General features: G+C 33.6%; 11 protein-coding genes. All 11 read right to left on the reverse strand.

What is annotated here, in order from left to right:
* Positions 1-3: 3 nt before the first annotated feature.
* The 11 genes from AC4PGZ_RS07100 to AC4PGZ_RS07150 all read right to left on the reverse strand — a co-directional run bounded on the left by AC4PGZ_RS07100 (position 4) and on the right by AC4PGZ_RS07150 (position 12628).
* Entirely contained in the window at positions 4-1029 is a 1026-nt protein-coding gene (locus AC4PGZ_RS07100) for a restriction endonuclease (RefSeq protein WP_492157939.1), read from the reverse strand.
* A gap of 353 nt (positions 1030-1382) precedes the next feature.
* The gene (locus AC4PGZ_RS07105; protein ID WP_492157940.1) at positions 1383-1865 is read right to left on the reverse strand and encodes a GNAT family N-acetyltransferase; all 483 of its coding nucleotides are present in this window, start codon (positions 1863-1865) and stop codon (positions 1383-1385) included.
* 34 nt (positions 1866-1899) lie between these two features.
* On the reverse strand, positions 1900-1977 hold the full coding sequence (locus tag AC4PGZ_RS07110) for a hypothetical protein (protein WP_492160253.1): 78 nt from the start codon (positions 1975-1977) through the stop codon (positions 1900-1902).
* Entirely contained in the window at positions 1956-2252 is a 297-nt protein-coding gene (locus AC4PGZ_RS07115; protein WP_492157941.1) for a DUF5412 family protein, read from the reverse strand. Before AC4PGZ_RS07115 ends, AC4PGZ_RS07110 begins: the two co-directional genes overlap by 22 nt.
* A gap of 63 nt (positions 2253-2315) precedes the next feature.
* Positions 2316-2834 (reverse strand): hypothetical protein, encoded by a 519-nt coding sequence (locus AC4PGZ_RS07120; RefSeq protein ID WP_492157942.1) that lies wholly within the window; start codon positions 2832-2834, stop codon positions 2316-2318.
* Positions 2835-3116: 282 nt separating this feature from the next.
* The gene (locus AC4PGZ_RS07125) at positions 3117-4148 is read right to left on the reverse strand and encodes a virulence RhuM family protein (protein WP_492157943.1); all 1032 of its coding nucleotides are present in this window, start codon (positions 4146-4148) and stop codon (positions 3117-3119) included.
* 91 nt (positions 4149-4239) lie between these two features.
* Positions 4240-4626, reverse strand: coding sequence for a GFA family protein (locus tag AC4PGZ_RS07130; RefSeq protein ID WP_492157944.1), 387 nt, complete (start codon positions 4624-4626; stop codon positions 4240-4242).
* 168 nt (positions 4627-4794) lie between these two features.
* Positions 4795-9246: a coiled-coil domain-containing protein gene (locus AC4PGZ_RS07135; RefSeq protein ID WP_492157945.1), complete on the reverse strand. Its 4452-nt coding sequence runs from the start codon at positions 9244-9246 to the stop codon at positions 4795-4797.
* A gap of 1 nt (position 9247) precedes the next feature.
* Positions 9248-9979 carry a DUF6063 family protein gene (locus tag AC4PGZ_RS07140; protein ID WP_492157946.1) on the reverse strand — a complete coding sequence of 244 codons (732 nt, stop codon included), beginning with the start codon at positions 9977-9979 and terminating at the stop codon, positions 9248-9250.
* Positions 9980-10001: 22 nt separating this feature from the next.
* A complete protein-coding gene (locus tag AC4PGZ_RS07145; RefSeq protein WP_492157947.1) occupies positions 10002-11558 on the reverse strand; it encodes a hypothetical protein in 1557 nt (518 codons plus the stop codon).
* Complete coding sequence (locus AC4PGZ_RS07150; RefSeq protein ID WP_492157948.1) at positions 11555-12628, reverse strand: Wadjet anti-phage system protein JetD domain-containing protein; 1074 nt, start codon at positions 12626-12628, stop codon at positions 11555-11557. Before AC4PGZ_RS07150 ends, AC4PGZ_RS07145 begins: the two co-directional genes overlap by 4 nt.
* Positions 12629-12951: the final 323 nt, after the last annotated feature.

A 12951-nucleotide genomic window follows, 5' to 3' on the forward strand; every position in this document is an offset into this window, starting at 1 on the left:
TTTCTACGCTTCTTCATTAAGCATCCAGACTCTTTTTAAAGGAATTTCAGCCCTAATGGTATCACTCAAGTTATCGTAATTGTCAAAGATTTCTTCAATGATTTTCTTTGAATCCCAGAGACGTACTTTAAAAAAGTGCTTTGGAATTTCTTTAATAACAGAACTCTTAAAACCGCTCCATGAGACTAATAATCCATAATCAGCATTATAATTGCTCATCGTTCCGATTAATTGATCCAGTGTCGGTCTATCAACTGTGCCATCCGTAGATTTAACTTGAACACAAATTCTTGGTGTTCCAAATCCAAGAGTGCCCGAGGATGCAAGCAAATCAACCCCAAAATCTGCACCTTCTGGACTTCGATAAGTAGTAAATCCTTTTGCCTTTAGTATTTCTTCTATAAGGAGTTCCATATCATGCCCCTTAAATTTTCTGATGATATAATCCGATATTCTATCAATATTAAATTCATTTAAATCAACTGTTGAATCATCTGTACTGTCATCATCTTTGATTTTTTCAGACGTTCCTGTTATTTTATTGATCCAATTATTTTTATACATTTCCTTCAATCTAAACTCTGCATTATTTTTGTGAATTTTGCAGACAGTCATAAATGCTCCAAGAGAATATAATATATCCTGGTCAAAATTATCTCTCGGAATATCAGTCGCAAACCAGTTAACTTCTCTATAATGATAATAAGGACTACCAAGTGATTCATTATAAACATAATTGCTTTTTATTTCTCCAAAATGAATTGTTCGGTTTATTTTAGACGGCAATACGACCCAATCACCAATTTCCATTCGATGTGCAATTGGCCATATTTGCGAGGCCCAATTTATCGCAGTCTTTTCTTTGTCCAAATTGTAATGTGCTAATAATTTTGCATATAAATCTTGTTTTTCATTTATTGATGACAAGTCAAAATTCAAGTTATCCCAAGTTAAATAAACTCTTTGATCCGTCAAAAATTTATCTTCAAACTCACCATTTTTCCCTGCTCTAAATAGCCATACACTCATTTTCCCACCGCCTCATTTCCTTTTTTTCGTATATACATCACAAGTATCTTCTAAGTTGTATATCCTCAAATTAAATTGTATCATATAAACTGTCCAATAAAACGGACAGTTCATAAATTTGATTTGTTGAAAGTACAGTATTATATCACAAAGTGAATCACATACAAATTTTGTTGCTGAGCCTGCTTCAATAATTCTCTAAGCTCCCAAAGCTGATCAAAAGCATCAATCACATCAATTACTGAACTAAGCGAGGCTGGAGGAATAAGAGTTATGCCACAGTATGCTAGTCCTTTCTGCAACCCGCTTTTGGTATCTCTCTCACGATTCCAAATTCATGCATTGCCATCTCATTACCTCCAATTTACAGATCTGTATTCCATTAAATAGAATTCCGCATTCCCTGTAAGTGTATCCTTGCTATATTTTCTCTTGATTTCAAAACCAATATTCTCATAACACCTGACAGCTCTCCTGTTAAAAATCCTTACTTCAAGTGCTATCAGACAATCAGGGAACCGATTTCTACACTCCTCAATTAGCAGCTTCATGACATTTCCGCCAATACCTTGGCCACACAAAGATGGCTTTAACCCTATTCCTATAAATGCTTTATCTTGAATTACTGTTAGTCTGCCATAGGCTATCAATTCATTATCCGACAATATTGCCACGAAATCAGATTCTCGTTTCTCTTTTATAGCTAAATCCCATCCATTTTCAACTACCAGATCCCAATCCGAAAGATTATATACTGAATAATTTTCATCATATTTCCAGGTACAGATTTCTTTTGCATAGTCCTCATTCAAAATAGCTAAAACGTAATCACTCATAACATCCTCCAAGTTGTGTAGTTCATTTCTTAGATTATTTTCTCCTGAAATCATATTTCTCATCTGGAACATCTAACTGGACTCTATTAATTATAACTGTATCATCATCCAGCCATTCAACGGTAGCGTTTTCAGTTCTATATTCCCAGTAGATATTCTTTGGTTTCTTGTTTCGATATTAAAGTTTAGTTCCCCTCTTATAGCATAGGATGTAGTTGCCCCTCCATCTGTACGATATGATTTCAGGGTATATGTACCACCTGGCGATTGCACCTCAGATATCAATTCCCCAGTCGGAAGTCTGCTCATATCATAGAACGCCCAATAGATTGCGTAGCCTGATAATGTCATTGTAATTATAGTCGCAATAATTGCTTTTTTCTTCATAGCAGTATTTCCTTTCTATCTATAAGCCATGTTTTATAATATTTCCTGAAAATTATCTAATTTCTAATTGCCTAATACAAGTGTTCCAAATGCAAACCAGGACTTATTTATTTTGCACCTGACTAACAAGCAATGTATCGATTTACCTTCAACCATATAATCATTGTACATATCCAGATTCTCAATTTTTTCAAATACAAATTCCGCATTTCCATTATCAGAAAGAGTTATTGCAGTAGGATCTGCCCCATAATCTGAAACGATATTACCACTTTCATCTACGATATAGTCATAAATTTCAAATTCATCTGTTTCAAAGTTTAGAGCTTCAAGAGAGATTTTGTCTCCAAAATCAATTGATGGCAAATCAATAAATCTTTTCCCTACCATAACGCTTTTTATGTATTCTTCAATGTCTTCCTTCTCTTCATTATTTCTATCAAAATAATGGATTACCTTCAATTCATTCGAATTGTGTGAAATTCTGATATCCGGTTCTGGGGTAGGTTTTTGGCAAGATGTTAAAATTAATAATGATAATAAAAACGTAAACATAATAAATATATTTGATGGTTTTTTCATGATGATTTTCTCCTTGAATATATTTTTTCAATTTGTTAACTATATAGTACCATATTCCTTGATTATTATCTCAAATAAAAAAAGATATAGGCCTCTTCCAAAGACTTATATCTTTCCTTTAAAAACTCCAATTTACGATTTTTTAAAGTTTTTAAAGTTAACTCTAAAAACTCTGAAGATTATTTAATGAGCAGAAACAGCACTACTAAAGAATACAGACTTTCTCCGTGGTTTCCGATTGTGAAAATCTGCCGCGAAAACGGTATGACTCTAAATATTTATCTACTCATCTTTTTTCTCTATTTCTTTATTGCTTTCTTCCATCAATTTGTCGAAATCACTTTTATATAATGAATCTTGAATGATGCGATATTTTTCAAACTCACTTTCTGCAAATGTTTTTGCAATCTTTGCAGTTACCTTCCCTTTATCTGATAAAATTTCAGCATCGTTAAATTTTAAAAATGCATCTAATTTTTCTGCCCAGTCAGCCATAGTCATGGGGATATGCCTTCTTGCTTGTCTTGTTGCATAATCAAGATACATTGTCACAATTTCATTTAGTTCCTTTGATTCATTTTTTGATAAATAATTCTTAGCAATGGATACATCTGTTTTTACAATCTTACCATCTGGTGCATTTCTCCAGCTTGTTAATCCCATATGATCCTTTTTATGATTTGCCCTTGTGGTGATTACTTCTGCCGCTGTATTCCCGTGGATTGCATAGTGCATTTTATTTTGAACAGTGGCAAAGAAGTCCCTGGTAATTTTGCTGTCTTTAGAATAGTCAACGGCGGTTGAATATATATCAGTAATCTTCTGATAAAACCGTCTTTCACTAGCCCTTATTTCCTGAATTTCAGAAATCAAATGTTCAAAATAATCTTCATCAAAAATTTGTCCATTGATTAATCTGTTTTTATCTAAAACGTATCCTTGCTTTGTGAAAGTATCTAATACTTTAGTTGCCCACTGCCTAAACTGTAATGCTCTTTCAGAATTTGTACGGTAACCAATAGCAATTATAGCTGATAATGAATAGAATTTATACTGATAGGTTTTACCATTATCAGCAACTTGTGCAAAATTTGCACAAGTTGAATTTTCGTCTAGTTCACCTGTTTCAAATATGTTTTTCAAATGCTTTGTCACTACACTTCTATCCACATCAAATAGCATAGATATGGCTTTTTGAGTTAACCAAACATCACCATCTTGTACACGCACTTCTATGGAGTCACTACCTGCATCTTTAGTAAATACCATAAAATCTACTGTACTATTTCGTATTTGTATATTCTTACCTTCCATATTAAAATTCCTTTCTAATTCCTATATGTCAACTAAATCTATTCAGATTCTATTAATGTTTATGGTAATATAAAAACACATTAAATGGAAGTTAAAAATACAAAAAATAATTGCCAGCATAATCCAAGATTGCTTTGCTTGCATAATAGATATGTCCTTGTGGCGTAATGTTTATATCACTGTCAATACTTCCCGCAGGAACAACCAGCAATTTTCCATCCATTTGTATATTTGGCAAAGCTGATCCGCAATTAATACAAAAACATTTCAAGTGCCCTTCTCCACGAAAATTAAAGGTTTTAGATTTTTCTTGGCCAGACAACCATCTTAACTTGGCTGTAGAAGAAAATAGATTGGCTGCATGAGATGAACCTGTATCTTTGCGACATCGCCCACAATGGCAAAGATAAAAATTATCAAAATCTCCTTCTATTTCGAAAGTAACCTCACCGCAAAGGCACGATCCTAAATATTTCATAATCACCTATCCCTTCCATGCCAGTGCAATTTACCTTAAGCAATATTATTTGCAGTGATTGAGTAAACATTATAATCAAAACTTGGTTTTGTTGATTATTCCGGTTCTTTAATACCAGCACTGCACTATGTCAATACTGACGATACGCGTTGATGATACTGCTGATATCTATATTTCAAAACTAATTTGATCAGACATATGCTTACCGTTGAGCGGATGATATTCAAGCGTCCTCAAGTCATATTTTGACTTGAAATCAATCACAACTGTATATTCAGCGTTTCTTCTTCTTTCCTTTTCCAAAATATATCTGGTTGCAAAGCAGTTTGCCAGCTGGCCTTTCACCTCATGGCCAACACTAAAAAATTGAATGTTATTTTGTTTGATGAGCTCTAATATTCCAACCCACAAATCTTCTGTCGAAGTGCCTGCAAAAGGATTATCCAGCATTAGAAATATATTGCTATTATTAGTATTTACAGTTTGAAGTCTTCGTAAAAATGTCATGACACAAATAAAAACACAGATGTACATTGAGTTTGTCTGTCCTTTTGAACCTACTGCTTCCTGCCAGTTTAGGAATCTATTCTTACTATCATTATAAACATCTTCTATTTTATACACTCTGACTGAGTCGTGTTTGATGTTTTCTAAAATCTGAGGTAACAGCCTCTCTGTAGAAAGTCCATTAACAACATATGTTCTCCTGTCTTTATCGCTTAAAGTTTCCCTTCCTTTTTCAATAATTTGCTCTATATAGTTTTTCATCTTTTCATTACAGTCTTCATCTGGAAGTCTTTTTATATTGATTTCCAAAATATCCTGTTTGCGTCCCAAGAAATCTATTCTTGATATACTTTGAAGCTTCTTTAGGTCCCTGTAAATATTTGTACATTTTTGAACACATAGATCCACGAAATTTAGTTCTTGTTTCTCCAGGTTTTTAATATCTTCGGTTATCTGATCCTTCAGCGTTGCCAACAGATCAAGAATATTGTTTTGCTCCGCATTTCCATTGCCTGCGAGTCTCTCAATCCTGTCCTGCAACTCCATTGAATTTTGAGGAATGTTTTTAATATCTTCAATTGCACTGCGAAATGCATAAATATGAGTGTTTTGTATCTTTGCTTCACTATCTCGGATTATCCTGTGGTATTCTTTCTGGAATTTTTCAACACGACCTCTTACATATTGGAGTTCGTTTTTCATATCACTGCATGCTTCGTCAGCTGCCACAGCTTCCGAAATTTTTTTTAAATCTATGTGCTCACTATCGACAAGACTTTTGAACTCATAAAACTCAGACTTAGTTTTTTCTATAATGTCTTCAGTATCTTCTATTTTTGAGTTTTTCTCATCAATCTCAACCTTATTTTCTTGAAGCAATGTAATGTATTCATTGATAACTACATTAATATCTATCCCATCATTCTCATCCAATATCTGATTTGCTGTCGCTTGACTTTCAGCTTTGTATTTATCAAGAAATCCGTTTTCATCTTTTTCAATTTGCCACTGTAATTTATTTCTTTTATTCTGTTTTTTACTGAAATCATTGTTAGCTGCTTTCAAATTATCTCTTGTTTTTTCAATGCTGGTATCCACATTATTAATTTCCTCGATGCTATGCTGTGTAAAATCCAGAAGATTAATATATCCAAAATCATCAAGCACATGATTTTCAGCTCTTATACTATTCTCTGCTGCGTCGCATGCTGCGTTGTATTCAGAAATCCTGTTTTCAATATCTGAAATATTTACCAACAGCCCTCCCAACATTCCATCCACTGATTTATATGCTGCTAACAAATCCTGATATTCCCTATCGCTTATCGGATTTTGATCTGCATCAGCGCCGAATACTTCAAATTCCTTTTTGTACAGCTCTACGCTCTTTATTTTGGTTCTTATATCTATAATCCTGTTACCAATATCTCTTTTGTCTGATTCCATGCTCTCAAGTTTTGCCTTCTCTTCAACAAGTAATTTTTCATTTTGATCCTTATCTCTGATCGTATTTTGAATAATCTCTCTTATTTTCTTCTCATCGTTATGCAGCTGAATATATTCACACAGTAGACTCAGCGCATGATTTTTAATTTTGACAGTATCATTCAAACGTTCTAAATCAGCATTTAAATTAAGGATTTTTTGATTTGCTTCTTCTATTTGCGCTTTAACTGAATTACACCTTTTTTCATATACATCCAGCTCTTCCTCTTTTGACATAATCTCTATAAATAGCTCTTCTTCTGAATCTTCATTATATCTGCTCAAAAACCGATTAACTGATTCTAAATCTTCAGAGATAATCTTATTGGTCTTTTTCAGTTCATCTTGTTCATCTTGTTTTTCTGAAAGAATACTTTCTTGTTTAATCCTTTCCGCTTTGATTCTATCCTCATTTACGAAGAAATCAGTATCTTTGATTGTAAATATCGTATTCGTCTTAAACATATCCAGTTCATTAATTTTGCCCATATTGACAATAGGAATTGCTCCACCGTTATAATTACTCAATATAGTTGAATCTGTCTTAAAAGCATTAAAGTCCCTGTCATTTAGTAATATTGCGTATGGCAAGAGCGGATTTTTGTCAAGAAAATGCTTCTTATCCTCAGTTGTAAATGATTCAAGGAATTCCATCCCAAGGTCTGCACTGTTAAATTTCACCTTTAAAATATCCAGGACATCATATGTGTCAGTGTTTACTCGAATTGAGTTATTCAAAAGGCTCTCAATATATTTCTCAAGCTTTGTAATTGCACTTTCGAGCTCCGCAATTTTGAGATTTCCTTTCTTTTGTTCCTCAATAATAAATATCTTAAGTTCAATAAAGTTATCCTTATCGTACTTCTTACAAAGTCCTTTTAATATTTCTGTCTCTTTATGAATCTGTTCAAACTCCTTATTTTTTTCTTTTAAAACATTTCGTATATTTGAAAATTCATTTTCTAAAGTATTCAATTGCATTTCAAGAGTGTGCGCCAGTTCTTTTGTCTCGGTATGAACCTTTTCAGTTGATTCAATCTCTTTTTTCGCCACTTCAACTTCAAAATACAACTTGTCAATTGTATCTTGTGATTTTGCATAACCTGCAATATCTTCATATTTCCCCGATACAATTTCATCCAGTATTTGATTTGCCTGACTCTCTTTTTCCTCTATACTCCTTTTAAAACTCCGGATATTTGAATTGTAGTTTATTACTGAATCTGTTTTAGTCTTGATTTCTTCTTGTATCTTGCTTTGAGCATTCTCCTTGTTGTAAAGTTCGACTCCATATTCTGCTATTTTTTTTGTAAGATGTGTATATATCTTCCTTCCCAATGCTTTTCGTTCTCCAGTCTGCTCCTCGTTGTTTTTTTCCATATCCTTAAGTTTATGCATTTCTTGATCTATTTTAGATTTTGTTGCTATATATTGGTAATAGCCGTTCTCTGCTTTCATCAACCTAAGCTTTTCCGTATATGACTCAATTTTCTCCTCAAGACTATTCTTTACTTCCAATGCTTCTGTTTCAATATTCACCAGTTTTTGAAGCTCAAGGTTTTTTTCATGAATTTCAAGAGAGTCCTTGTTCATGGACAGTCTTTTTTCTTCGTTTAATAAGGATTGATGCTCCTGTATGAGTCTTTTATGAAGCACTTCAAGTTCCGTTTGCATTTTTGAAAGATAGTTCAAATGGCTTCCGATTTTTCCATGAAGATGTTCTCTCTTTTCTTGTGCCAACCTTATGTTTTCAAGTGAAGTTACAAGCTTTTGCACCAGTTCAATACAGTAATCATACTCTGAAATTTGTTCCTTCTTCTGAATCAATTCATCGAGCTGGGTTCGAAGATTCAAAAGTGAATCTGCCAGAGCTTCATTATCCTGATAATCATTAGATACTTGGTTTGCATAGCATTTCTCTACCTTTGGGACAAGAAACTTTAAAAGAAAATCTTTAGCTGTCTTTTTCTCTCTAAAAACCTTCGCGACAAATTTCTCATCAGCATTTACTTCTCTCAATATATCCCACTCAACAGGATTGATATAATACTGGGAAAGCCTTTGATGGTAATTTCTTGTAGTGTCAAAAATCTCAGTGTAATATTTGTCCGACTTTATACTTCTCAAAAGCCTGCGGAGATCTTTATAATTCATTTTGGAAACTGTTCGGTTTTCAGAATCGCGTTGTAAGAGCGGAAACTCAGCGATGTCGTACTGATTTGGCTCATCATACAAACAAATATAATTGAAATACAGGGGATTCTTTATTCTATCTCCCTTTTCCTCGTCATTTGTTTCGTCATCCCTGCTGTCATCTTTATAGGCACAAAACCCTGCAATCATGTACTTATGTTCCATGCCTTCATCAAGATTCCATTCAACCATTATATGTATATTGTTATTGTTGTTCGTCTTTGAAAAAAGTTTCTTGAATTCCCATTCATCCTGAATCATTGAATTTGGCAGCACCGTTTGAGCAATGCATTGCAATATCAGCGACTTACCACCTCCATTGAACATTTCTATGAGCATATCGTCTCCGAATGCGTTCAATTGAAGATCTTCAAAATAATCTTTTCTATCATTGTAAAAAACATTGAAAATTCTTATTCTGTTAATACTTGGCATCCTATAGCCCTCCTTCCAAATAGTCTTCATCATTCTTCTGGTCATCTTCCAAAAGCTCCATCAGTGCGTTTTTTACATCCCTCTCATTAAAATAGCTGTCAATTGCTGCTTCTAATTTAGGCGTTGGCACATAAACTCCCATGTCCTTATTTCTTAAAAGCAGGTTGTGAGAAACCATGAACTTCAAAGTTTTATTTACAAACCCGATTTTGGTTTCTATAGAATTGTCATCCTCATTTATTTTGTCCTTATTTGCAGTATTTGAGAGCGGAAGATTTCTCCATATCTTATATAGGATTTTGAAACTTTTATCAGTGTTGTCCTCATTTTCTTTGTTTTGAACTGCCATCAGTTTTTCCTCAACCTTATCAACGACCTGGGAAGGTTTTATATATTTTACGTTTGTTTTAAAACCACTCTGTATATAGAAAAACATTACTGTAGAATAGATTATGAAGTAGCAAAGATACAGCTGTTCATTCCTTTTCAGCTTTAAAAGGCTTTTCAATTCATCGTTTGTAAATCCAAATACCTTGTTATCTACTCCAGCTGATACAAATAAGCCGGCTTGATCATAACTGTACAGATTTAAGTCAAACACATTTAATATCTCTTCAAGGTCTATCTGTATACTGCTATTAAGTCTATATTCATTATATAGATCGTTATTGACAACCTCATTGATACTTTCCCCTTTGACAAGTATCGCAAATATTTCAAGTGCCTTTTTCATATTAGCGTCCAAAATTCCACCCCTATCGTATCAAAGTAAACTCTACATTTGTGATCTCAAATCCATCAGAAATTTCGATATATTCATTTCTAAGGACCTTGATGCCAAGCTTTCTACTGTCGTATTTATTTCCTGTACTGCTTTGACGGAATCTTTCCATAGCAGCATCAATCAAGTTAGGATTATCATCACTTTTTTGCATTTTTGAAAGGACATCTGCCTTGGTATTCCTCTTCATATCAACAATGAAGCTAACAAAGTCAGGATTTAATACTGTATTATGATCTACATTATCTGCCCTGATAAGAAATTCTATATCAATACTTTCTTTATCTGTAAGTTGAGAATATATTATTTCAAATATATGTGCATAGTTTGCTATCACTCTCTCTCTTAATTCATCTTTGAACAAAATCCTCTCTTCCAGGACTTCATCGTCAATTGCATCAGTTATAGTTTCCTCAGCATCTGGAATATTGTTCAAAAGAAGCATATCATCTATCTTCTCAAGCGGAAAAGTCTTTTTGATATTCATATTCAGCAATGGTAAAACAAAGCCTGAAAGAATACTTGCATCATTCTTTTTCGCAACAGAATCTAAAAATATGGAAAAATTAAAGTTCACTTTTAAGAGATTTGCCATATTCCCCCTTTGAATTTCCCCTGCTCTTTTCGTTAACATTCCAATTGTTTTAAGAAGCTTTTGATGTATTTCCACAACCCTTTTCAGCTCTATGTCCATCATATCAAGGCATATCATCGCATTCATTTCTTTTTCTCCAAGCTCTTCCTTGCTGACCTTATCCGCATATCCTTCTCTCAGGTTTGTGATTTCCTGAACCGTTTCAGCAAAAAGCACTTTCTCATCTAAAAAGCGTTTATTTCCTGTTTCAATATATTTGATGTAGGCCTCATATCCCGACTTTCCTCCATATAGCAAAACACTTTCAATATCAAACACCATTGATATTTGCTTTATAACCTCTGCACAAACATTATTTAAAGTTATTAGAGCGCTTTCATATTCACTGTTTTCAATGAGTTTCTTTAGCAATAACAGGTGTATTGTAACTTTGCTTTCCTCTCCGAACTCTTTGGTTTGCAAGAAGAAATCAATAGCCTCCGTTGTCAAATAATAATTAAACCCTTCCGTCTTATGGTTAAAAGTGCTTTCAATGTATCTTACCGAATTTCCTCGATCATCGACCTTCTTCTCAATCGGGCTGTAATGGTTGCACTCATAACCGAATCCATCATTGCCCATCTTATCGATACAATAAGATGTAAATTCTTTTATCTCCTCACTTTCCAAGCGCTGGCCATAAAAATTTTCAACAATTTCTCCAAGAAAATCATTCAAGTCGTCAAATGTCAGATCTCTGCTTTTCAACTTTCCCTCATAGAACATAAACGAGATGAATGCCATACAAATAACACCCATGTCATATTCCTTGTATTTCTGTGAATAATTATTCAGCCTGTCTACCTCAAAGAAAGGTTTGAATTTTCTAAGAGCTGACATCCTGGCGTCGCATTCATTTATCGTGTTCTGCATTGTTTTGATATAGTCCTTATTCACTCACATCCTCCTTTCAGTTTCTCAACAAGTATGGAGTAATTCACTGCTTCCTGCGGTATATATTTTCGATTCAGCAGTATTTCCGTTATAAAATGCTGCTCATCCTCGTTGTCAAAATAAAGAAGAAATGGGGCGAGTTCTTCTTTGCTTAGCATTACCTGCTCATTAGATTCACTCTTTTTTGCACCATTTTCCTTTGCGATATCAAGCATCAAGCGATAAAATTCAACATCCGGCTCTATGTTATAATCCGAATATGATGCTTTTAGCTTTAAAAATATATTTACACCCTCTAAATCCAAGTCACCATAATAATTTATTATATCCCGACTGTTAATATCATATAAAAGGCAGCCCTTCAAGTTGCTCGTAACACTGTAACCCTGTCCAAAAATGAGCATGTCGATATTGTGGACTACATTGGATAAAGCTCTATGCATGCTCCAGTAAGTATCGAGGTTTTCAATAATCAAAATCCTTCTTGATGTTTTTATATAGAATTCAGGATAAACAAAACTCAGTAATGGTGTCCCATTGTCCACATATCTGAAGATGCTTTCATTTGCCTTAATCCTATAAAGCACTTCCTGCACACGGGTCCTTTTATCTGGATTTTTTATAGCCTTTTCGTAACTGAAAATCTCATAGCTGCGTTCATTTAGACTAAGAGGCGCCACATCAGATTGCCTCAAAAACGAATTTATTTTAACAAGAATATCTTTGTCTTCTGTAAATTCTTTCGGCCTGTTGGTATAGTATCCTGTGTTTATCTTGTCAAGTGACATGAGAAGCCTTTTGTCCTGCTCGCTGAGCTTTATCTTCTCCCTTTTTATATTGTAGTTCAGATATAATTCTCTCCCATTTTTCCTATTGCCGCGTTTTGATATTACATCTTCTGCTATAAGACATTCAATCAATTTGACACATGTGTAATAATTTTGGACTACAAGCTCATTGGAATCCATCTCCAAAATATGAGATATGAATTCATATATCCTTTGTAGGGATATAGTGTTCCCATCTGTTGATAATATTGCTTTTTTCAATCTATCTGCCGATTCCATAAACATAGATTTCACCCGCCTGATCCAAAGAATTAAAAAAGTATAAAATTCATAATATTCTATATATAATAATATACTATTTTACATAAAAAAACACCAAATCTAATAGAAATAGTGTTTTTTATTCGTATCATGATTAATTTGTCGAAATCACTTTTACATATTGATAGGTTTTACCATCATCCGCAGTATGTGCAAATTTTGCACAAGTTGAATTTTCGTCTGGTTCCCCTGTTTCAAATATATCTTGAAGGCATAATTCTCAGATTCAATTCTTTTAAACTGACATCTTACTTAAATATTTTAGTCCTAAGAATCATCATGAATAA

The sequence above is a fragment of the Proteocatella sp. QWL-06 genome, assembly GCF_058684135.1.